The organism is Planococcus soli (assembly GCF_016881065.1).
Taxonomy (GTDB): domain Bacteria; phylum Bacillota; class Bacilli; order Bacillales_A; family Planococcaceae; genus Planococcus; species Planococcus soli.
Genome location: NZ_WXYN01000050.1, coordinates 24,134 through 47,818 on the forward strand (window position 1 = coordinate 24,134; position 23,685 = coordinate 47,818).

Annotated in this window: 21 protein-coding genes; 1 reads left to right on the forward strand and 20 read right to left on the reverse strand. The window is 44.2% G+C overall.

Annotation, left to right across the window (positions count from 1 at the left end):
* Positions 1-19: 19 nt before the first annotated feature.
* The 19 genes from GJB59_RS14695 to rpsF form a co-directional block, all read right to left on the reverse strand.
* Positions 20-3,352 carry a DEAD/DEAH box helicase family protein gene (locus GJB59_RS14695; protein ID WP_185960125.1) on the reverse strand — a complete coding sequence of 1,111 codons (3,333 nt, stop codon included), beginning with the start codon at positions 3,350-3,352 and terminating at the stop codon, positions 20-22.
* Between the two features lie 21 nt (positions 3,353-3,373).
* Entirely contained in the window at positions 3,374-4,561 is a 1,188-nt protein-coding gene (locus GJB59_RS14700; protein ID WP_142830268.1) for a restriction endonuclease subunit S, read from the reverse strand.
* A gap of 15 nt (positions 4,562-4,576) precedes the next feature.
* On the reverse strand, positions 4,577-6,031 hold the full coding sequence (locus GJB59_RS14705) for a type I restriction-modification system subunit M (protein ID WP_142830270.1): 1,455 nt from the start codon (positions 6,029-6,031) through the stop codon (positions 4,577-4,579).
* 179 nt (positions 6,032-6,210) lie between these two features.
* Positions 6,211-6,690 (reverse strand): 23S rRNA (pseudouridine(1915)-N(3))-methyltransferase RlmH, encoded by a 480-nt coding sequence (rlmH, locus tag GJB59_RS14710; protein ID WP_142830272.1) that lies wholly within the window; start codon positions 6,688-6,690, stop codon positions 6,211-6,213.
* 89 nt (positions 6,691-6,779) lie between these two features.
* Positions 6,780-6,992 carry a CxxH/CxxC protein gene (locus tag GJB59_RS14715; RefSeq protein ID WP_425325258.1) on the reverse strand — a complete coding sequence of 71 codons (213 nt, stop codon included), beginning with the start codon at positions 6,990-6,992 and terminating at the stop codon, positions 6,780-6,782.
* 421 nt (positions 6,993-7,413) lie between these two features.
* Positions 7,414-8,619: a S1C family serine protease gene (locus tag GJB59_RS14720; protein WP_142830276.1), complete on the reverse strand. Its 1,206-nt coding sequence runs from the start codon at positions 8,617-8,619 to the stop codon at positions 7,414-7,416.
* A gap of 264 nt (positions 8,620-8,883) precedes the next feature.
* The gene (locus GJB59_RS14725; protein ID WP_142830279.1) at positions 8,884-9,672 is read right to left on the reverse strand and encodes an MBL fold metallo-hydrolase; all 789 of its coding nucleotides are present in this window, start codon (positions 9,670-9,672) and stop codon (positions 8,884-8,886) included.
* A gap of 13 nt (positions 9,673-9,685) precedes the next feature.
* Positions 9,686-10,507 carry a two-component system regulatory protein YycI gene (locus GJB59_RS14730; RefSeq protein ID WP_142830281.1) on the reverse strand — a complete coding sequence of 274 codons (822 nt, stop codon included), beginning with the start codon at positions 10,505-10,507 and terminating at the stop codon, positions 9,686-9,688.
* Positions 10,494-11,828 (reverse strand): YycH family regulatory protein, encoded by a 1,335-nt coding sequence (locus GJB59_RS14735; RefSeq protein ID WP_244946847.1) that lies wholly within the window; start codon positions 11,826-11,828, stop codon positions 10,494-10,496. Before GJB59_RS14735 ends, GJB59_RS14730 begins: the two co-directional genes overlap by 14 nt.
* A complete protein-coding gene (gene walK / locus GJB59_RS14740; protein WP_142830285.1) occupies positions 11,819-13,648 on the reverse strand; it encodes a cell wall metabolism sensor histidine kinase WalK in 1,830 nt (609 codons plus the stop codon). The genes GJB59_RS14735 and walK overlap by 10 nt, the downstream gene beginning before the upstream one ends.
* Positions 13,649-13,652: 4 nt before the next feature.
* Positions 13,653-14,360 (reverse strand): response regulator YycF, encoded by a 708-nt coding sequence (yycF, locus tag GJB59_RS14745; protein ID WP_142830287.1) that lies wholly within the window; start codon positions 14,358-14,360, stop codon positions 13,653-13,655.
* A gap of 400 nt (positions 14,361-14,760) precedes the next feature.
* Entirely contained in the window at positions 14,761-16,047 is a 1,287-nt protein-coding gene (locus tag GJB59_RS14750) for an adenylosuccinate synthase (protein WP_142830289.1), read from the reverse strand.
* Between the two features lie 131 nt (positions 16,048-16,178).
* Positions 16,179-17,534 (reverse strand): replicative DNA helicase, encoded by a 1,356-nt coding sequence (dnaB, locus tag GJB59_RS14755; protein WP_142830291.1) that lies wholly within the window; start codon positions 17,532-17,534, stop codon positions 16,179-16,181.
* Between the two features lie 12 nt (positions 17,535-17,546).
* Positions 17,547-17,999 (reverse strand): 50S ribosomal protein L9, encoded by a 453-nt coding sequence (gene rplI / locus GJB59_RS14760; protein ID WP_142830294.1) that lies wholly within the window; start codon positions 17,997-17,999, stop codon positions 17,547-17,549.
* Positions 17,996-19,972 carry a DHH family phosphoesterase gene (locus GJB59_RS14765; RefSeq protein WP_142830296.1) on the reverse strand — a complete coding sequence of 659 codons (1,977 nt, stop codon included), beginning with the start codon at positions 19,970-19,972 and terminating at the stop codon, positions 17,996-17,998. The genes rplI and GJB59_RS14765 overlap by 4 nt, the downstream gene beginning before the upstream one ends.
* Before the next feature lie 14 nt (positions 19,973-19,986).
* Positions 19,987-20,946, reverse strand: coding sequence for a YybS family protein (locus GJB59_RS14770; RefSeq protein ID WP_142830299.1), 960 nt, complete (start codon positions 20,944-20,946; stop codon positions 19,987-19,989).
* Positions 20,947-21,451: 505 nt separating this feature from the next.
* On the reverse strand, positions 21,452-21,688 hold the full coding sequence (gene rpsR, locus GJB59_RS14775) for a 30S ribosomal protein S18 (protein ID WP_006830564.1): 237 nt from the start codon (positions 21,686-21,688) through the stop codon (positions 21,452-21,454).
* A 49-nt stretch (positions 21,689-21,737) separates the two neighbouring features.
* The gene (ssb, locus tag GJB59_RS14780; RefSeq protein ID WP_142830300.1) at positions 21,738-22,214 is read right to left on the reverse strand and encodes a single-stranded DNA-binding protein; all 477 of its coding nucleotides are present in this window, start codon (positions 22,212-22,214) and stop codon (positions 21,738-21,740) included.
* Positions 22,215-22,264: 50 nt separating this feature from the next.
* Positions 22,265-22,552 carry a 30S ribosomal protein S6 gene (gene rpsF / locus GJB59_RS14785; RefSeq protein WP_106533339.1) on the reverse strand — a complete coding sequence of 96 codons (288 nt, stop codon included), beginning with the start codon at positions 22,550-22,552 and terminating at the stop codon, positions 22,265-22,267.
* 176 nt (positions 22,553-22,728) lie between these two features.
* Between rpsF and GJB59_RS14790 the strand changes: the two genes are divergently transcribed.
* Positions 22,729-23,286 (forward strand): DUF3267 domain-containing protein, encoded by a 558-nt coding sequence (locus GJB59_RS14790; RefSeq protein ID WP_142830302.1) that lies wholly within the window; start codon positions 22,729-22,731, stop codon positions 23,284-23,286.
* 14 nt (positions 23,287-23,300) lie between these two features.
* Here the strand turns inward: GJB59_RS14790 and GJB59_RS14795 are convergent, their stop codons facing one another.
* Positions 23,301-23,681, reverse strand: coding sequence for a gamma-glutamylcyclotransferase family protein (locus GJB59_RS14795; RefSeq protein ID WP_142830305.1), 381 nt, complete (start codon positions 23,679-23,681; stop codon positions 23,301-23,303).
* Positions 23,682-23,685: the final 4 nt, after the last annotated feature.

Genomic DNA, 23,685 nt, shown 5'->3' on the forward strand with positions numbered 1-23,685 from the left:
TTAATTATTTTTCATAGTCCTATAAAACTATATCCGCATTCTGATTGATCTGATCAACAATGCTCAAAATCCGTTTAGCATCTGTGATGTTCTCTTTAAATAAAGCAGTTACACTCCCCAAAGTCCTAAAAGGATCTTCTTGAAGAATTCGTTTATCTAAAACCCCATTTTTCACTACATAATCAACGATGAGGCGAACGAAATGTGCTTGATTCATATTTAGTCGATTCTCGGAAAGAAACTCGGAAAAAGCTTCTAAGGCTGCTTGTCGATCAAGCCCGACGATGGTTCTTACCAACCGAGTGATTGATGTATCACCATAATCCTTCTGATATTGCTCCCTTGTTCCGAGTTCTTCCCAAAGCAATTGTTCGAGAGTTTCAGTGTCTTGTTTTGTCAGTGGTTTATTGTGGCGCAATTTGTATACCGCTAATTGATCTTGATGTTTTTTAAGATAGTGTTCAACCTTTTGGCGATAGCTTTGAAGGTTATTTACATTTAAAATCGAACCATTTTCATTCTGTTCAGTTACTTCATCCTGGAAATCGGTGTAGTAAATTTTTTGTTGGCTTCGTTCAATAAACTTTATTAACTCTCTTAAAGCTTCTCGGACCTGTTCGAGATCTAATAGAGAAGCTTCTTGCCAAAATTGTTCTTGCTGCACACGTTCAATCACTTCTCGCTGCTCTAATACTTGTGGAATTGTGCCGAGTTTTGAGAGAGCTTCAGCTGTTCGCATAACACGCTGAATTGGCTTAGTTGCATTGTTTTGATTCAATTTAGCTAATTCAATCGTGAACATGAGTAAGTCGAACCGTTTTGCCAATTCGTCATCATTATAAGGCTGAATTAACGGAGAAATATGTTCTTTTATTTCATTTGTCTGAACTACAGATAATGCATTCCATTTTTTCATATTCTGGTATTTATGTACGTATTGAATATTCTGACGGACACGAAATAGCTCGTCATTCAACGATTTTACATCTATAATCAACGATTCTAGCGTTTCTTCTCGAAACTCTTTGTAGGGACTTACTTGATATTCTACATCTTGGAGTTCTCTTACAATATCCACTTTTGTATTGAAAAGCTTCTCAGAAAGTGATTTTGTATTTTTTGCTTCTTCTCCCTGTTCATTTGCACGGAAGTAATCAAAATTCGCAAGCCAATCAAAAATTCTAAAGTATTCTTTATGAAGTCCAATCCCGAATAAATCTTCACTTAAGCGAGTTCCCCGACCAATCATTTGCCAGAATTTTGTTTTTGAGCGCACTTTTTTAAAGAACACCAGGTTAACTACCTCTGGTACATCGATCCCTGTATCTAACATATCTACAGAGATGGCAATTTGAGGATGCTTATGTGAAACAGAGAAGTCGTCAATTAAAGATTGATAATAATTTACACTATAATCAATAACCTCAGCAAAGTGGGGTCCTAGATGAGGAAATTTGATATCGAACCGTTCCTTAATAGCAAGTGCATGACGATGGTTCTTAGCAAAAAGAATCGTTTTTCCGACTTTATCTCCACCTTCTACATGAACACCTTTCTCCATTAATTCTTCCAAAACCATATCGATAGTATGAGCGTTAAACAACCAATTGTTCAAAGCTGCACTGTCAATGTCTCGTATATTCGGTTCATCTTCAAAGACGTCTTCAAACTCTGCTTTTTCCTCATCGCTCAGCTCATCGTATTGAATACCTTTTTCAAGGAACTTAGTTTTTGTTTCAACAGTCACATAATCCACTAAGTAACCTTCACTGACCGCATCTCTCAATTCGTAAGCGAAGGTTGGAATTCCATTCTCTAAATCAAAGATAGAGTATGTATTTTTATCAACTTCATCTTTTGGTGTTGCCGTTAATCCCAGGAGCATGCTATCAAAGTATTTAAAAATACTGCGATACTTCTGATAAATGCTGCGATGTGATTCATCAATAATAATTAAATCAAAATGCCCTACTGTAAATAACCGGTCGCCATCTTTCGTCTTAGTCTCATCAATTGCATTCATCATCGTTGCATATGTCGAGAAAATCATACGGCTTTCCTGAGGATTTGCTTTGTTTTCAAGCAGACTACAAAGAGAGAGGTTTGGCATTAACTTGTTAAAATTCCTCATGGCCTGCTTTAATAATGAAGTACGATCCGCTAAGAATAAGACATTTTTAACCCAGTTGTGCTTTGATAGTACATCAACCAGTGAAATAGCTGTTCTTGTCTTCCCGCTGCCTGTAGCCATCACTAAGAGAGCTTTGCGCTGGTTCCGGCTAAATGCATCACAAACGGCCAAGATAGCTTCTTTTTGATAAGCACGATTTGTAATCTCTTCATTAATTTCAATATCATTTAACTCTTTTTTGAGATTGCGCCTGTCAATGAGTAGCTGCAAATCTTCTTTGCTATAAAATCCGGATGTTTTGCGTGCCGGGTAGGTATCGTGCAGAATATACGTTTCGTAACCGTTTGTATAAAACACAACAGGACGTAGGCTTTGTTCTTGCTCAATGCAATCAGCATACAGTCGGGCTTGTTGACTGCCTCGCTTTGGATCCAAAGAAGTCTTTTTTGCTTCGACAAGCCCAATAATTTTCCCATTGTCTCCTCGAAGTACATAATCGACATACCCTTCTTTGGAAGCATTTGGCATGCCTTGCACGTAATATTCTTCTTCAATATCTCGGCCAAACTTCCATCCCGCTAATTTTAAATCTAAATCAATGTATTTCTTGCGAGTATCTAATTCATTAATCTGATCAACATTGAAGTCGCCTTCTTTCGTATGAGCGACCCGCTTAGCGGTCAAACCTTTTCTTAAGCTCTCGTTCTGCTGGCGTAATTCTTCAAGACTTTTATCCTTAGCACTTAACCGTTCATATAAATCCAACAACTCTTCGGGTCTTTCCCGTTTTTCAGGTGTACTATGTAAAAGTGATTCATCGAACTCAGATGCAGTGTATTCATCGGCGTAGCAATAATCTATCCAAGAAATAAACTGGTAAAGGTGGTGAAGTGCCAGAATAGCTTCATCTCTTGAAATCTCAGCATTCGTATGAACAGCTGTATTACCAAGTTTCACGACGTATTTCATCATCGGCAAAAGTTCTTCATCAATAATTGCAATAAAGTTTCGATCATGAATCAAACTTGATAAGTTTTCTCGATAAGGCACTCGAACGGCGTTATCTGCCTGATAGACCCATTTAACAGCCAATTCTAAAGCACGTCGAGTCGTGATTGAACAAGTAGCTGGACTGACGATCAAGGAGCTTTCTGCTTCCATACACGCGTTTGCAAAACTTTTGAATTGGATCTTATTTTCTAAGAAACTGAAGTTGGACATCACACTTACCACCCTTCCTAGTTATTTTTCTTGATTCAATTCTCCTCGAAAAGCTTTTTGGAGGAGAGAGTTATAAAGAAATTGCATTTCATTTAATGCAGCAATAAATTTTAAGTTTTGTTCCCCTATTTCTTCTAAAAACTTTATAAACTGTTTTTGTTTTTCTAATGGTGGAACTGGGAACTCCATACTATTGAGTACAGACGTATTCATATGGGTAAAAGAACCCTCGCTCCCTGTGCGCATTCTACATACTTTGTCTCCAAATATTCTAATTAAAATAACTAAAAATTCAGGAATTAATTCATTATTTAAACGTAATCTGACTAAATTCGTGCTTATTAGAGAATTTTCATATTTTGAACGTACTACACCCATCTTACCTACTGTACCAGCTCGAGATATAATAATATCGCCATTTTGAACATTATAGCCTTTCAATTGAATCGCTTTTTTTTCAGATACAAATAAATTTGGTTGGTCAATAAAAGAATTACTTTTTGTAATGTTATCCATATTCCATACCGGTATTCCACTATTCGTATACTCATCTTTTTTTAATGCACTGCCAAATGGTCCACACTTTACTCCATCTTTTTGCGATTCATAAAAATCGAATAGAGGACGCACAGGATATTGATTTTTATTTTCTTTAGGATCTCCAAACATCTCTAAAAACGTACTTTTCACTAATTCATCTAATGCTACGATTTGGGATTGTCGTTTTTCAATGATTTCTACACATTGATTCATAAACTTCACTATTTTTCTTTGAGTATCTATATCCGTATATGGAATTTCAATCTTGTTTAACTTCCTTTTATTCAAGGTCTTTCCTTTTACAGCCTTATCTGTATATTTATCTAAATTAACAGTACTCAGCGCTAAATATAAGTATTCGGGAAGCAGGTCTGTGGGCTGTTTGACCACAAAAGAAGCGATAGCTTCATTAGAAAAAAAATCTTCTTTTACGATTCCTAATTTACCGATGGATAATTTAAAACTCATAATCACAGTATCTTTAGGTATGATTTTCATATTGCATTCTTCAACGGCTGAATCAGTAATTTCTTCTTTAGATTTAGAGATATATTTAGACTTCATATCTGCAATAGAGAGCCATTTGTAACCGGTTCCCCAAAATCTTTTTTCTGAACGTGACGGAGTCTTACCTATATTAATCTCACAAAGTTCATTCAATAACTTCATCTTAAAGCAACTCAATTACATCATCTCTTTCAAAAGAAGTAAGCCTTCAGTTATTTCCTCTTCCATCTGTTCAATGTTGCTAATAATTTCTTTTGGATTCCTATACTCTATTTCTTCATATTCAGTTTCACTATATTTATTAAAGGACAAATCGTGATCTTTTTCTATTATTTCTTTAAGTGGTATAAAGAACGATTTTTCAGTACGACTTTTTTCAATTTCATTATGTCGGTTGTGAAAACGCTCAATAATATCAGGTATATCATTAGGTTCGATTGCTATTCTTTTATCATCTAAAGAATAACCATCCGTTTTCATATCATAGAACCATACATCATCTGTTCCACCAGCGGTTGTTTTAGTAAATATTAAAATAGCAGTGGAAACCCCAGAGTAAGGCTTAAATACACCGCTAGGCATCGAAATGACTGCTTCAAGTTTGTTGTTATCAATTATTTCTTTACGAATAGTTTTGTGTGCATTCGATACACCAAATAAAACACCATCTGGTACGATAACTGCAGCCCGTCCGCCTGGTTTCAATATGCGAAGAAATAATGACAAAAATAAAAGTTCCGTCTTTTTTGTTTTAGCGATTGTCAACAAATCATTTGAAACGGATTCATAATCTAAAGACCCTTTGAAGGGAGGATTTGCTAAAACCAAGGTGTATTTATCTTTTTCAATATTGTCTTGAGACAACGAATCCTTATAGGAAATATTAGGACTGTCCACGCCATGTAACATCATATTCATGGCCCCGATTCTTAACATCGTAGAATCCATGTCATTCCCATAGAACATGTCATTGTGATAATGTTCTTTAAGACCCGCTTGCAGAAATAAATCCCCATGGTTTTTGCGGAGATATTCACTTGTGGAAACCAGAAATCCTGCCGATCCCATTGCTGGGTCGATAATGATATCTTCTGGAGTTGGCTTCATCAGTTCTACCATCATATTAATAATATGACGTGGTGTGCGGAATTGTCCATTTGTTCCAGATGTGGAAAGTTTTGATAATAGATATTCATATACGTCACCTTTTGTATCTCGGTCTTCCATAGGAATCGAATCTAATGCAGCAACTACTTTTTGCAAAGTAGAAGGTTTATTAATTTGGAAAATAGCATCCTTCATATATTTAGAGAAAGCAGAATCTTCTTTACCACCTAAGTTCTTAATATACGGAAATATTTCCTGGACCATCTTGCTGTACATATCAGCAGAATCACCAAGATTTTTGAAAACGTGCCAACGTAAATAAGTCTTATCTTTAGGGAAAATACTTTCGTATTCTAATCCTAACAACGTTGCATCGGCTTCTTTGGCAAGTTCCCCGTCGTCTAGTCCTTTCATAAACAAAAGATAAGTTACTTGTTCAATATTTGTAAGTGGATTCGTACTGCCCTCAGTCCAAAGAGTTGTCCAAATTCCATCGATTTTATTTTTTAGTTCACCTGTTAACATTTTTTAATCCTCCTAAAATAGAAAATTGTCATATAGACAGTCTTCCCTAAAAATATAATACCATATACAATTACATATTTTGGTTTACTTTTTTATAGGGTATGTGAAGTTATGGGTCTACGCCTGCAATAAATGTAAAAAGACTGCCGACTTTTCTCGGCAGCCTGTAAAAACCTCATTTACTTATGGTACGGTTCACCCTTCATAATCCGAAAAGCCCGATACACCTGCTCCACTAAAATCAACCTCATCAATTGATGCGGAAACGTCATTTTCGAAAACGACAATTTCTCATCCGCCCGCTTTAACACTTCATCATGCAGCCCCAGGGACCCGCCGATCACAAAGACGATTTTGCTGCGTCCGTAGGTCATCAGCGATTCAATGTCTTTTGCCAGCTGCTCAGAGGTTTTCATTTTGCCGTCGATCGCCAACGCAATAACATAAGCATCCGGTGAAATTTTGGCCAAAATCCGCTCGGCTTCCTTCTTTTTGACGATTTCCATGTCCGCCTCGCTCAATTGCTCTGGCGCTTTTTCATCGGCCACTTCAATTTCATTTATTTTTGTATAGCTTCCCAGCCGTTTTGTGTACTCTTCAATCCCTGATTTTAAATATTTCTCTTTTAGCTTCCCAACACTGATAATTGAGATATTCACACGTTATCCCCCTTCACAATAAATTTACAAACAAGTTACCCACAAATGTTATACACATATCCACAACGCTTTCTACATCTTGTGCCCGATCAGGCGTTTGCCACAAGATACGTTGCAACCTCTTCACAGTAGGCGCATCTTGTGGATAACTTTTCTATTTCTGATAATTCTGTAAGTATAGGATAGCTTTTCGTTTCAGCTACAAACATGTCCAAGGCATGCTCCACGTGGGTTTTACAGCATTTGATCTCCATTTTTTCCACCTCTTTCGATTTCCGAATATTCCACACAGTTATACACATTTCGTTCTCTTTTATCCACAACCCATTTTAACAGAAGAAAAGAGCTACGGATAGCGAAGCTTTTATCCCTCTGTGGATTGTTAATAATAAATTAACAACAAAAAAGTTATCCACATCCTCTTTCCCTTTTCCGAACATTGTATATTGTAAGTGGTTTTTCAGATTTACATATTTGAATAGTATATTAGTAGAACTCAAGATTTTTAACTCTGAAATATTCATTTTTATTTAGGGATCGGAATAAGATATACGGAAATTATAAATAGGCTCTTTTTCTTCAAATTTCTATCTAAAATATAGAATAAATCAGTGAGACTTCCGCATCCTGCGCACCCGGAAGCGTCCACCTGAAATGATTTCTTAAACTAAACAACAAAAAACCCGCATAGAATCGAAATTCTACACAGGCTGGCAATCTACTCTATAACGCTGAATTATCAACAAGCTCCAGTTCAAACTCCATCAGCTCTCCATTGCGATAGGCACTGACTGTCATGGTGTCGCCAATTGTCTTTTCATTATATAAATGCTGTCGCAATTCGATGATGTCTGTGATCGCGACACCATCCATCTCCACAATGACGTCAAACTGCTCCATACCGGCTGCGGCTGCCGCTGATCCATCAACCACTGAATTGACCACAACGCCCGTTGTGACGTCTTCAGGCAAGTTTAAGGTCTCTTCGCGATCCACACGCGGCACTTGAATCAAATCAAGCAGCGTGATGCCCATAGAAGGCCGGATCATTTCTCCATTTGCTTCAAGCGAACTGATGACCGGCATTGCGGAATTGATCGGAATCGAAAAGCCGATGCCTTCCACTGATGATGTCGCAATTTTCATCGAGTTGATGCCAATCAGCTGGCCCGCCAGATTGACCAATGCACCGCCGCTGTTGCCTGGGTTGATTGCTGCATCTGTCTGCAACACTTCAGCCTGCCAATCTTCCTGGCCGTCCCCATCCAAATCAACCGGCACTGCACGGTCTGTTCCGGAAACTACTCCGGTTGTCACCGAGCCCGAAAAATCAAGGCCCAAGGGATTGCCGATTGCGATGACCGTCTCGCCTTGCTTCAAGGCATCCGAGTCGCCAAATTGAGCCACAGCCTGCACGTCCGCTCCATCCATTTCAAGAACGGCGAGGTCTGTCCAAATATCGCTGCCGACCACCGTCGCGTCCACTTTAGTGCCATCCGACAAAGTCACTTCGATGCCGCTGGCGCCGTCAATGACATGGTGATTGGTCACTACGTGAGCAGTGCCGTTTTCATTTTTGTAAATAACCCCAGATCCCGTTCCGACTTCCTGCTCCTGTTCAGGCGATTGCTGGGACCAGAAATCACCGGCTGCCTGCAAATTGGTGACGCCTACGACCGCGTCCGCCGCAATCTCGACCGCTTCTGTCACATCTGTTATGATATCAACTGAGACCGCCTCGGAGCGTCCCTCGGTATCCTGCTGAACGATTTGCGTCTCATTGCCATTGTCAGGTATCAATCCGGGCATCGAATAAAACAATAACCATACCAATAAAGCACCAGCCGCTACCCCGGCCACACCCGCAGCAAATGTGCCCAAACGGCTTGGCCTCTGGCGGCCGTTCGGTGTTTGATTGTAATAGCCCATTGCGTTCATCCTTCCTCGTTCTTCTATTTGTTTAACCTTAGTGTAGAAATTCGAAACAGACAAAGCAAGCTGGAAGAGTTGGAGACTTTTTTATAGATTATAATCTTGGAATCGCGACGTCCTGTCACTCCATCTGCATGACTCACATCCTGTGGCCCGAAAGCGAGCACCGGAACGGAAAGCAACCCGGTCGATGCCTGCCACAAGCTGATTCACCCTTTCTAAAGAAAAACAGCCGGAAGCGAATCCGCTTCCGGCTGTTGGTTACACTACAATTAATTTGGTTGGCACATTGGCGTCGGTATCGAGAAGATCGACGTATTCTCCGACGATGATGCCTTTTGTCTGCAGGGTCTGCTCGACGCTCATGCGCGCGAGATCCTTCATGTTGTTGTCTTTGCTCAAATGCGACAAGTAAATGCGCGTCGGTTTTTCAGCGAGCACTTCGCTCATTGCCACCGCCGCGTCTTCGTTTGATACGTGGCCGACATCGCTTAAAATCCGGCGTTTGACAGACCATGGATACCGGCCCATCTGCAGCATCCCCACGTCATGGTTGCTTTCAAACACATAGGAATCTGAAGCCTGGATAATGCCTTTCATCCGGTCGCTGACATAGCCCGTATCCGTGATCAGCGACAGCTTCCGGCCACCTGCATGAAAGACATAGAACATTGGATCGGCCGCATCATGCGAGACGGCAAACGATTCGATGTCGAGCGAACCGAAAGTCTTCACCGTATCCATATCAAAGTGGAATCGCTGCTCCAGCGGAATCGCTCCGACCAGCCCATCCATCGCAGTCCACGTTTTGGCGTTGGCATAAATCGGCACTTTGTGCTTGCGTGCGACGATGCCAAGCCCTTTGATGTGGTCGCTATGTTCATGTGTGACGAGGATTCCATCCAAGTCGCTCATTTTTTTGCCGATGGCTGCAAACAGCTCTTCCATCTTGCGGCCGCTGAGTCCTGCATCGACCAGGAAGGAATGCTCCCCATTTTCTATATAAGTGGCATTGCCGCTCGAGCCGCTGGCTAATACACTGAATTGCATAGCAAAAATCTCCTTACTGTTCTTCCTCTTCTGGTTCATCTTCTTCCTTGTTCAATTCAAGAACACCATCTTTGACGGCATTTACGAAATAATCTTCGCGGCTGCCATCTGAAAGCTCTGCTTGAATATGCCAGGTCGGGACAAACATTTGACGATTTTCCGATACTTGTACATGGACGGAATAGCCCAAATCTGTTTTATTGATGGTCAAGTCGCGTTCCAGTTCATTTTTTTGGTAAAGCGTGTGAATTGCCGTGATGGCATTCACCAATTCCTTTGGCTCCTGGTTTTCGATAATGTCGGTATACATCGTTTGTTCGTAGCGGACAATATCCCCATCGTTGTTCCAATACACGGTCACTTTTCCATCCTCGCTAAAGTACAGCGTGCTGCCATCAAAGTTCTGGAAATAAACGGCTTTGTTTCGTTCTTCATCAATTTCCCATAGTTCGTAAGAAGTGCCTTCATGGACGACTTCTTCAACGAAAGCATCCAATGCTTCTGCACTTTCCGCTTCTCCTTCTGGTGAAACAGGTTCTTCATAAGCAACCTGCAGCTTTTTGCCGTCCTGCACGCTGACTTGAACATTTCCTGTCGGTGCATCTTTCGCGGTGAACACTTTTGTTTCGCCGCGAATATACGGCATGCCCTCGACATCTTCCGGGAGATTCGAATAGGTGATATCGTCAGCATTCAATTTATCGTCCACCGATGATTCCGAAAGTTCCTCTAAATTTTCTGCTTCTGTGTAACGGTCCAAATACAAGGAGTATAAAAAGACATTTAAAATAGAAAAGACAATAATAAAGATGCTCTTGGTTTTATTCCAATCCAAGTTCACGGCCTCCTGTCAATTCACTCGTCAGTTCAGTCCACGCACCATCCGCTTTAAAATACCAGACCGGCTCGAAAGTGATCAGCAAACCGTCTTCACCGCGCGTCAGTTTATACGCCGGAGTGACATCCGTGATGGCGGATAAATCCTGGTTATCGATTTGTGCGATGGCGTCTAAAGCTTCTTCGCCGGAGGCAAGCACCGCCGTTGTGCTATCCACTTCCGAATCCAGTTGATAGACCGGCCGGTTATAGCTGTAAGCCTGCTCTTCCCCTTCATCTATTCCCCAAATAAGATCGAGCGACGCAGCAGTTGTCGAACTGAAGACCGGCAAATCTGCTAAATACAGCTGATACTTGATCTGCTGGTTCACGGAGTTCATGCCGGCGTAAATATATCGATCTGTCCAGCCGCCGTGTCCGTTCACGTAATTGAGGGAATCGAATACCAGATCCGATGGAATCGCTGGATCTGAAGTTTCCGCTCTCGGCTGAATGTAACTGATGCTTTTGCTGTTCGGATTTTCTCTCATCAACGCACCGGAATCATCTGTATATTCCTGTGTTGTTAAATCTGCCGACAATGCCAACGCTGGACCATCCAATAAAACTTCGGCAAATTGCGAAGTCGATGTTTCTTCCAGCAAATAATTGACAATTGCTTTCTCGGCTTCGTCTGCCCGCACATAGACCGGCAAGGAGCCAATTGCCTCATTGGTGATATACGTTTCGTATTCTGCAGCTTCTGCTAAGATATCCGTTTGGAATTGTCTCAGGTTTTGTGCTGGAATAGTGGCTTTATAAATTCTGCCGGAAACGGTATTGATAAAATAAATTGCCGGCTGGCCGTTGGCAGGTGCTTCCCATTCGATGACAATCCGATCAAATGACGACTCAGGAATCGTCGTATCGACGATGTTCGTCATCGTATCAAACACCGGCAAAGGAACAAGCCCTGGATAATAGACGACTGCCCGGTTTGAACTGTGCATATAGGACTCCATCGTTTCAGGTGTCGCTTCTTCCTGCACCAGCCTCAAATCCTCAATCTGCCATTGCTCCAGTGCATCCAGCAAAAGTTGGACATTGCTTTGGTTGGTAGTTCCGGTGACTGCTTCTCCGTTATGGAACAGCAATTTTACCGGGCGGACAATTTCCTCGGTGTTCTTGGTATCTGCGATTGGCTCATCGACCGTAGTCGACGGCTCAATCGTTTCGTGGGAAGGAGTGAATGTCCAGATGGTAAAAGTTAACGCCAGACTGAGCAGGATCAGCAAAAATAGGGCAATCGATTTAATTTGCTCTACGTATTTCAATCCCACTCACCTCCTCCATCATCCATCTCGAAAGGCAGCGTGAAGAAGATGGTTGTGCCTTTTCCATACTTGCTTTCCGCCCAAATAACTCCGCCATGCGCATTTATCATTTCTTTTGAAATGGCCAATCCTAAACCGGTGCCGCCCATTTCACGGGACCGCGCCCGGTCAACCCGGTAAAAACGATCGAAAATACGGTCCACGTTTTCTTTCGGGATCCCCATTCCTTGATCACTGATTTGGATCAATAGGAATCCTTCTTCCACCGTCATCCCGAAGCGGACTTTGCCGCCTTCCGGAGAATATTTCAAGGCATTGGAGATGATGTTGTCAATCACTTGCGTCAATTTATCCGGATCGATTTCTACAAAATACTGTTCTTTCGGCAAATGCCGTTCAAAAAGGACTTTATGTGATTTCGACATTTCAAAACGGTCAATGATGCGATTGAAAAACACATTGAATTCGACCATTTCTTTGCTCAATTCGCTCTCGCTTGAATCCATTTTCGACAGCTTCAGCAAATCGTTGACAAGCCGGATCATCCGCTCGGTTTCTGTTTGTGTGACATTCAGGAAATTCGGTGCCAGATTCGGATCCTGCCACGCGCCATCAGCCAAAGCTTCCAAATAACTGCGCATCGTAGTTAACGGTGTCCGCAGTTCATGCGATACATTGGCCACAAATTCGCGGCGTTCCATATCGATTTTTTCCTGCTCTGTGTTGTCATGCAGCACCGCAATCAGTCCGTTGACAAACCCGGTCTCTTTTTGGATGACCGAAAACGTCGTCCGCAATAAGGTGCTTTGTTCGTACGAACTGAAATCAAGCGTCACCGCTTCTTTCATATCAATCAAATCTTCAAACGTATATTCTTCTTCCAGCCCCAAAATGCTCGTTACAGGGCGGTTAATCACCGTTTCACGTGAAACATTCAGCAATTGCAGCGCGGGATCGTTGATTAAAATAATTCGTCCCCGTCTGTCAGTCGACAAGACGCCATCTGTCATGTTGGAAAGAACCGATGCCAGTTTTCGGCGTTCGCTTTCCGTCGACTGCTGGGATTCCTGCAGCCTGTTGGTTAAATGGTTAAAGGCACGCGCGAGTTGTCCAATTTCGTCATCGCTGTAAACCCGTACTTTGCGCGAGAAATTGCCTTTTGCCATCGCCTGCGCCTGTCTCCGCATATCCGCAATCGGCCTCGAAATGGTCTGGGCCACCAAGATCCCTAAAATTGCGGTTATGACCAGAGAAATTGCGGTTCCAACGGCGAGAATGGAGTTGATGTCATCCATCTGGTCATAGACATTTTCAACCTCTGCCACGACGTACAGAGTTCCAATTACCTCCCCGCCTGCTGCAATGATTGGCTGAGCACGCACCCAAATCCGCTCGTCGCTTGCCTCATCGACAAAGGTTTGCTCCAGTTCAGTTTCTCCGATGATGGAACGCCGGACCAAATCGGTTGTCGAACGCTGCCCGACCAGCGACTGGTTTTCGATGTCTGAGGATGCCAGAATGCTGTAGCGCGTATCGACGACTCGTATTTCAATGATATCGGCCGACTGAAAGCCATACAGCACTGTCCGCAGCGTCTGCTCGAGCGTCGGATCTTCATCTGTCCGCTCTTTGATCATTTCTTCCCGGACACTGAATTCGATGATTTCCATCCGGTCTCTAATGGAGCCTTCAAAGTTCCCTTTAAGTGTTTCTTCCAGCTGCTGTGCAAAGTAAAGTCCAATAATCTGCATGGCCAGTAGAATCAGCAAAATATAAATTAAGACAAATTTTACATGTATCGATTTTAAAAAATTAACTTTTGACATTCACTTACTCCTGCTCAGGATTTCGTAAATAATACCCGACACCGCGGCGCGTCACGATCCACGCAGGATGGCTTGGGTTGTCTTCAATTTTTTCGCGCAGGCGTCGGATGGTAACATCCACTGTCCGGACATCGCCAAAATAATCATAGCCCCATACCGTCTGCAGCAAATGCTCGCGGGTCATGACTTGGCCAATGTGTTTGCCCAGGTAATGAAGCAATTCAAATTCGCGGTGCGTCAACTCAATCGTTTCCTCACGCTTCAAAACAAGATAGGCATCCGGCTGAATCGTCAAAGAGCCGACCTGGATGTCATTTGAATTTTGCCCTTCGTCTTCAGCAGGCGCAATATTTTGGCGGCGCAAATTCGCCTTTACACGAGCAATCAATTCACGCGTCGAAAAAGGCTTTGTGACATAATCATCCGCACCCAATTCCAGGCCAAGAACCTTGTCAATTTCCGAGTCTTTTGCCGTTAACATGATAATTGGAAAATCAAATTTCTTGCGGATTTCGCGGCAAACTTCCATGCCGTCGCGGTTCGGCAGCATAATATCCAACAGCATCAAGTCCGGCTGGATTTCTCCTGCAATCTTGATCGCTTCGTCTCCGTCGTAAGCACATACTACATTAAATCCTTCTTTTTTTAAGTTAAACTGCAGAATATCTGCAATCGGCTTCTCATCGTCTACAACCAATATTGTTTTACTCATCATTTTTCTCCCCTTTTTTCGTTCCGCTTACACCCTGCTTTTCCCGTTGAACACTCTTTACTACCCTATACTTTATCATTCTTTAGGCCATTTCGCACCTATTCAGCGGCTGTGTCCAAGCACCGGCTCGGGAAACCTTGAGAAGACTACGCAAGCTTCATTGTCATGCCACGGTTACATGCCCGTCTTTTCCCTGTCATATTTGCCACACACCGCTCTTTCCCCCTCTTTTGCTTTCCGAAAAAAATAAACGACAAAAAGCAGCCGCCTAATGGCGACTGCTTTCTGGAAAATTTTTATGAATCGTTCTTTAGACTTTTGGTTAAGGCCAAGCCCTTTTTAGAAGAAAGTGTCCGATCGGAGCGTTTCTTCCGGCCTGCTCTCCTTAAGCTAGCAGAAATTATCTCCAGACACTCGTAACAATGTTTGTTTGGTTGCGGTCAGGACCGACTGAGAAAATGGAAATCTGAACACCTGTCAATTGAGCGATGCGTTCCAGGTAATGGCGCGCATTTGCAGGAAGTTCGTCCAATGATTTGCAGCTTGTGACATCTTCCGACCAGCCTGGAAGCTCTTCGTATACCGGTTCGCACTCATCCAGCATACGCAGGTTTGCTGGGTATTCCGTGATCAATTCTCCCTGATAGCGGTAAGCCGTACAAATCTTCACCGTTTCAAGGCCTGTCAAAACATCGATTGAGTTGACAGTCAAATCTGTCAAACCGCTGACGCGTCGTGCGTGGCGTACAACAACGCTGTCGAACCAGCCGATGCGGCGTGGACGTCCGGTTGTTGTTCCGTATTCTTTGCCGACTTCGCGGATCTGCTGGCCCACTTCGTCGTGCAATTCAGTCGGGAACGGTCCGTCGCCGACACGTGACGTGTAGGCTTTGCAGACACCGATAACGTGCTGGATTGTTGTCGGGCCAACACCTGCACCGATTGTGACTCCGCCCGCTACCGGGTTGGAAGATGTAACAAACGGGTATGTCCCTTGATCGATATCGAGCATAACGCCTTGAGCGCCTTCAAACAGGACGCGCAGACCTGAGTCAATTGCATCATTCAACACTTTTGATGTGTCTGTTACGTATTTGGCAATTTCCTGGCCGTATGCATAATACTCTTCCATGATTTCTTCTACAGTAAAGCCTTCTGTTTCATAAAACTTCTCGAACAGCCGGTTTTTCTCTTTCAGGTTCATGCGCAGTTTTTCTTCGAACACAACATGATCCAACAAATCCGCCATGCGAATTCCGACACGTGCTGCTTTGTCCATATAAGCAGGCCCGATGCCTTTGCCTGTTGTTCCGATTTTATTTGCTCCGCGGCGTTCTTCTTCCACTTCGTCCTGCTTGATGTGGTATGGCAATAAGACGTGTGCGCGGTTGGAAATGCGCAAGTTCTCTGTTGTCACTCCACGGTCATGAAGGCCTTTTAATTCTTTTACTAGCGCTTTCGGATCCACGACCATGCCGTTTCCGATTACTGATGTTTTATCTTTATAGAAAATCCCTGAAGGAATCAAATGCAATTTGTACGTTTCTCCACCAAAAATAATGGTATGTCCAGCGTTGTTCCCGCCTTGGTAACGTGCAATCACTTCTGCATGTTCAGATAGAAAATCAGTGATTTTCCCTTTTCCTTCGTCTCCCCATTGCGTTCCTACTACTACGACTGATGTCATCGTCCGCACCTCCGTTAGGCATATGCCCTGTCTCAAACAGTGTTTATTGTACCAATAGAACCGGCAATCGTCAATACAAAACAGAAGAAAACACGAACATATAAATGTGTTACCACATTTAATGTTCGTGTTTAAAAGTCTCCGCCCGATTCGTGTTCGCTCCAGTCGATGGTGACGAATTTATTGTATTCTTTCACAAACGCCAGTTTGACCGTACCGGTCGGGCCGTTACGCTGTTTGGCGATGATGATTTCAATCATGTTTTGATCTTCGGTTTCCTTGTCGTAATAATCTTCTCGGTACAGGAAGGATACGATATCGGCATCCTGCTCAATACTTCCGGATTCACGCAAATCCGACATCATCGGCCGCTTGTCCTGCCGCTGCTCCACTCCACGGGACAGCTGAGACAAAGCGATGACCGGCACTTCCAGTTCACGCGCCAGCCCTTTTAGGGAACGGGAAATATCCGATACTTCCTGCTGGCGGTTTTCGCCGGATTTACCGGGTCCCGCTATCAACTGAAGGTAATCGATCATGATCATGCCGAGGCCGTATTCCTGTTTCAGACGGCGGCATTTGGCGCGAATATCATTGACCCGGATCCCCGGTGTATCATCGATGAAAATTCCGGCATTCGACAAACTCCCCATAGCCATCGTCAGCTTGCGCCAGTCTTCGTTTTGAAGCGCACCGGTACGCAGCACCTGCGCATCGATATTGCCTTCCGCACAAAGCATACGCATGACCAGCTGCTCGGCACCCATCTCCAGACTGAAGATGGCGACATTTTCGTCGGTTTTCGTCGCGACATTCTGCGCAACGTTTAAAGCAAAAGCCGTCTTACCAACAGAAGGCCGTGCAGCCACGATGATGAGGTCGTTGCGCTGAAACCCTGCTGTTATCTTATCAAGGTCGCGGAAGCCTGTAGGGATGCCTGTGACGTCCCCTTTGCGGGTATGCAGCAGTTCGATGTTGTCGTAGGTCTTGACCAGGACATCTTTGATGTGGGTAAAGTCACCGGCTTTTTTCCGGCTCGAGACTTCCATCATTTTCTTTTCCGCTTCGGAAAGCAAGGCTTCCACTTCGTCTTCACGTGTAAAGCCATCTTCCACAATCGTTGTCGCTACCCGGATGAGGCGGCGCAGCAGCGCTTTCTCTTCGACGATATGGGCATAATGCGCAACGTTTGCTGCTGTTGGTACGGCGTTGGCGATTTCCGTTAAGTACGATAAGCCGCCAACGTCTTCCAGTTCTTTTTTGACAGAAAGCTCTTCTGTCACGGTCACCACATCAATCGCTTTTCCGTGATCCGATAAATTCAGCATCGTCTGGAAAATCTTTTGATGGGCAATCCGGTAAAAATCCTCCGCCATGACGATTTCGGCAACCGTAATAAGAGAAGGCGGCTCTAAAAAGATGGCGCCAATTACCGATTGCTCGGCTTCATGGTTGTGCGGGGGGACACGATCGATCATTTCGTTCATTGGTCTCCCACCTTACGCTTCTTCAGTAGTAACATGAACTCGAAGCGTAGCGGTCACATCATGATGCAGTTTCACTGGAATATTGGTATAGCCAAGTGCGCGGATTGCATCATCCAAATCCATTTTGCGCTTGTCTAATTTAATGTCGTGTTTTTTCTCAAGAGCTGTGGCTACCTGTTTGGTGGTGATCGATCCGAAAAGGCGTCCGCCTTCTCCGGATTTAGCCGTCAATTCGATAGTTAGGCTTTCCAGCTTTTCTTTCAGCTGTTCCGCTTCCTCGCGCTCATTATCGGCTTCTTTTTGTTCTTTTTTCTTTTGGCCGTCCAATTTGCTGATCGTTGCCTGGTTTGCTTCGATCGCCAAATTGTTTTTTAGCAGGAAGTTATGCGCGTAGCCATCCGCCACATTTTTAATTTCACCTTTTTTGCCTTTGCCTTTTACGTCTTTCAAGAATATCACTTTCATTCGTTTGTTCCTCCTTCATGAGCTTCCATAATAGCCGCTTTTAACTGCTCAACGGCTTCTTCTATTGTTGCATTCGGCATCTGGGTGGCTGCATTGGTTAAATGGCCGCCGCCGCCGAGATTTTCCATAATGATCTGGACATTTATTTCACCGAGCGACCGCGCACTGATGCCGATGCCGCCTTCTGAACGCTCAGCCACTACAAAGGATGCGTTGACGTCTTTCATCGTCAGCAGGATATCTGCTGTCTGCGCAATCAGAACCGGGCTGTAGACGCGGTCTGGCTCGCCTCTGGCAATGGCGATGCCGTCTCCGGCAAATTCCACTGTCTGGACGATTTTCGCACGTTCTACGTACGTTTCCAAATCTTCTTTCAGAATGCGCTGGACGAGCACCGTATCGGCTCCATTCGAACGCAGATAAGACGCGGCTTCAAAAGTCCGTGCACCTGTCCTCAAGGTAAAGCTTTTGGTATCCACAATAATCCCGGCGAGCATCGCTGTCGCTTCCAGCATCGACAGTTTTTCGTGCTTCGGCTGGTATTCGATCAGCTCAGTCACCAGCTCCGCAGTCGAGGAAGCATAAGGCTCCATATAGACCAGCATCGTATTGGTGATGAATTCCTCGCCTCTCCGGTGATGGTCGATTAAAACGACCCGTTCCATGCGCTGGAGGACCCGTTCATCGATAACCATGGACGGCTTGTGCGTATCCACCACAACAAGCAGTGAATGCTCGGTCATATCCGCCAGCGCTTCTTCCGGCGTGATAAACTGCTCAAACAGCTCAGGCGCGCCTTCAATCGCTTCCATGAGCCTCATGACACTGCGGTCATATTCATCAAAATCAATGATGATCCGGCCTTTGACTTTGTTCATGGCAGCCATTTTGGCAACTCCGACGGCTGCGCCGATCGAATCCATGTCGGGCATTTTATGGCCCATGACAAACACCTGGTCACTTTCCTGGATCAGGTCACGCAGCGCGTGTGAAATCACTCGCGCCCGGACCCGTGTCCGTTTTTCAACCGGGTTGGTCTTGCCGCCGTAAAATTTCACTTTTCCGCTCGGGTGCTTGATAGCCACCTGATCCCCACCACGTCCGAGTACCAGATCCAGGCCTGATTGAGCCAGGCCGCCAAGTTCGACAAGTGATGCAGAGCCTGCACCTACCCCGATGCTCAAGGTCAATGCCAAATTGTCTTTGGCGGTGACTTCGCGAATATCATCCAGGATGGCGAACTTCGACAGCTCCAAGTCTTTCAAAATGGATTCATTGAAGACTGCCATAAAGCGGTCGGACGCAATGCGTTTTACAAATACGCCATGATTCGCACCCCATTGGTTAACGAGTGAGGTGACCAGGCTGTTTAGATTGCTGCGGGTCTGATCGTCCATGCCCTGCGCAAGCTCATCATAGTTATCGATGAATAAAATACCGATGACGGTACGGTCTGCATAATAAAGCGTCTCGATTTCCACTTGTTCCGTAATATCAAAAAGATAAAACAAGCGTTCATCCGATTTATAATAAACGCGGTACTTACGCTCCCCCAAAGCAATGGTCGCTTCTTTGGCTTCATCGGATTTCACAAGTGTATGAAAGTCATCCGACAACGTATAGAGCGACTCGCCGATCAGCGTATCGTACTCGAGAGTCGACGTCATGTATGGATTTGCCCAGTCGATATCGTATTTTTCATTGACCAGCAAAATTCCGATCGGCATCTCAAGCAGCGCTTCTTCTCCGACTTTTTTCATTCGGTATGATAAAGTTTCAATGTGTTTTTCAGTAGCTTCATAAACTCTTCTTTCCGTCACCCAAGCTGCCGTAAAAGCAAGCGTAAAAAGCAGCGTGAAAATCCCAGCTGCCCATTCCGACCAAAGCGAAATCAGAATCGCTGCAGCCATACCAAGAGCCAGCAGCGCGATAAGCGGATATCGAAGTTTTCTTTTTCTAAAAAAAGCCGACATTATTCTTCAGCTCCTTATTTTCCTTTAAACTCGTGTGCCCGCTTGACCCAGCCCCGGATATCGAATCCAAGGTCTACGATTCCGACAATACTCGTAAATGACTGCAGCGGCAATGCCAATATTGTCACCAGCACTGTCACCCATTTTGGCCAGCCTTCCTGGTGGATATAGAAGTGATAGAAAGAAATACCTTGCAAGAACAGCAAGAATTGAAGCAGCACGGTTGCGTTGATGAAAATCATATATGCCATTGTTCCCGGTTCGAATTCCGATAACAGGGAAACAAGCAACACGATTAAATAATACCATAAAACGGATTTTGGCAATTTCATGCTGCGAAACGGCGGAAACTTCGGAGCCGCTATCCCAAGACGCTTTAAAATCGGCAGCAGGATCAGCAATAGGACCCATACTGACATGAAAACACCCAGCACCAATAACACCGGCAACATAGTCTCAAACGAAAACTGCAGTTGCGCCACAAGTTCATTGTATTCTTCCATAGAAGTTTCAGAAGCCCCAAAACGCTCCATCATTGCACCCGTCTGCTCGTAGGATTGATCGAACATGGCCGAAAACTCTTCCAGTACGTTGATGCCAAACAGTGCAATCGAAGCCACGTATTGGATCATCAAGGACACCAGCAAAACGATGCTGGCCCCCATGAACATGAATAATTTGCTTTTTTTATAATAAATCGAAATACCGATCGCCAATCCCAACGGCACATGGATCAACGCTAGCGGCACTGACAAGAGACCGCCGATGATAAAGGACAGCACCAGACAGACCGATGCGAAAAGCGCCGAAGCTTTCCACGGATACTTGGCGCTATACCAAGCGACCGGCAATGCTAGAATCAAAGTACTTACTATACTCAACACAGGCACGTATACCGAGATTGCCAGCAGGACGGTAAACACCGCGGCCATCATCGCCCCGTTTGTAAGTTGTCGCGTTTGTTGATTTTGCATATGACTGTTTTTTCCCCTCTTTCGGGCAGATTTCATCCTTGTAATTGTACCATGATTCAAGAACCTGAACAAAATGAGCGGTACCCGGGGGAAAGCGCAACTGCTCTAAAGCGGAAGATGACACAAAGCGTACAATTTTTTGATTTCTTAAAAGGAATGTTCCTCTATTTAGAGACTCCGCAAACTATATAAGTTGAACTAATGATCGTCGCCTGCTGGTATTCCGCAAATCAGCTCCTCTTTCGGGCCCGCGGGATGCGGGTCATGCAGCTGGTGCGGCAGGACGTCGCAGCTGCACTCGTCTTTGCTCTACCCAAAGCGGTGGGTAAAATTTTGTTTCTTTAGTTTAACTTATATCATCATCTGCGCAACTTTTTTTAGTTTTTCACCATTGAACTAACCCACGCTATTTTTCAAGACAAAAAAAAAGACCGGTTTCCCGGTCTTTTTGAAATCATTGTCCAGACTCCAGCACCTATATCTAGGCGCTTTCGCTTTTCTTTAATTATCTTTCTTCCGCAACAAACGGTAGAAGTGCCATGATACGTGAGCGTTTGATAGCGATTGTCAACTTACGTTGCCATTTAGCGCTAGTGCCTGTAACACGACGTGGCAAGATTTTTCCTCTTTCAGAAATGAATTTCTTCAAAAGGTCAGTATCTTTATAGTCAATGTGCGTGATGTTGTTGGAAGTGAAGTAACAAACCTTTTTCCGTTTTTTTCCTCCGCGACGTGGTGCCATATCGAATTACCTCCTTTACTTAAAAGTTGATCGTCAGATTCAATTCATCTTAGAACGGCAAATCGTCATCCGATACTTCTATCGGGCCGCTGCCGCTTGAGAATGGATCTTCATCTACACGAGTATGATTTTGCTGACTTGGGCTCGGTGATTGGTTGTTCTGTTGATAGGAAGGCTGCTGTCCTTGTGAACGGTCCGTATTGGCGTTTTTTGGTTCAAGGAATTGAACACTGTCCGCCACTACTTCGGTCGTATAAACGCGTTTCCCGTCTTGTCCCTCGTAGCTACCTGTCTGGATGCGGCCTTCAACGCCAGCCAAGCTTCCTTTTTTCAGGAAATTCGCTGTGTTTTCAGCTTGTTTGCGCCAAACGGTACAATTAATGAAATCAGTTTCGCGTTCACCTTGAGCGTTCGAGAATGTCCGGTTTACAGCTAATGTAAAACGGGCAACTGCCGCGCCGCTTGGTGTGTAACGAAGATCTGGATCTTTTGTCAGTCTTCCGACTAAAACAACTCGGTTAATCATCAGAATTCAACCTCCTTCAAGTCAAAAAAATTGCAGTGCCAGTATCCTGTTTACGCGTCTTTGCGTACAGCGATATGACGAATAATGTCTTCGTTAATGTTCGCAAGACGTGTGTATTCGTTGATAGCTTCAGAACCAGCGTTTACTTTTACGATCTGGTAGAAACCTTCACGTAAATCGTTGATTTCATAAGCTAAACGACGTTTACCCCACTCTTTCGACTCGATGATTTCAGCACCGTTAGAAGTAAGGATGTCGTTGAAGCGCTCAACTAGAGCTTTCTTCGCTTCCTCTTCAATTGCAGGCTGAATGATATACATTAATTCATATTCTCTCATCGTGTTGTCACCTCCTCATGGACTTGGGCCCTGCTGTATCCAGCGGGCAAGGAGCAAGCAATTCATAAATATTACTCACATCACTGTATTGTATCACAACTCACATAGGCTCGCAAGCATGATTTTACAGGCTAAATCCTCTATACTTTTTCATATACATTAAAGGACGTGAAGCCATGACGCCTTCCCATATCATTGAATTGAAAATAGACGAAATAGCGCCTAAAGTACTTTGGTTCAACGTTTTTTTGCTGGTGGCATTTGCAGCGGCCTATCATTTTTTCAACGAACCCTTAGTATTCCATTTTTCCTTGGGCGGAATCCTCTTTTTTCTGATTGGTTACGTGGTGTTGATAGTGGTTCATGAAGTTTTCCATTTAATCGGTTTTCTAGTCTTTGGAAAAGTCCCGGTTTCTTCATTGAATTATGGCGTCAGTTTGAAGTTGGGCATCGCTTATGCCACCACCAGCCGCCCTGTCCAAAATCATGCCATGCGCAAAGTTCTGCTGCTGCCGTTTTGGACCACGGCCTTCTTGCCCACTGTATTGGGCTTTTGGTTCGACAGCCAAGTGCTGGTCCTGTTGGGGGCGATGCTGACAGCAGGCGCTTTCGGCGACTTTGTCATGTTCCGTGAATTGCGCAAAGAAAAAAACGCGGCCTGGATCATCGATGATCCATCACTGCCGCGCCTTCATGTTTACTATCATTACCCTGAATCCGAAAGCGCCGACTAACAGCGGCGCTTTTTCTATATAACAGAATAGGCAACATCCCATTTCCCTGTTGAAATCTGTTCTTTCAGCAGCTTTTCGTCTTTTGCAATATAAACCACTGTTTCCATAACTTTGCCGCCTGCTTCTACCTCGATTGCCACTTTATCGTATAGATCTTTTTCGGGATTTCCTGAATAATCCTCCAGGTAATCCAACGCCGGCCAAAGGACATCCGGAATTTCATAGACTTCCCCTTCAACTTGTCCGCTGCCCGCTAAAGCCAAGGCCGGATAGCCCAGTCCCGTATCATACAAGCTTCCTTTTGCCCTCGCGTGTTCCTCCACCAATTCCGCTTCTTCCAAATAACAATGATACTTCCCGCCGCGTTTCAGCGTTCCGTATGCAAATAACAACATTTCC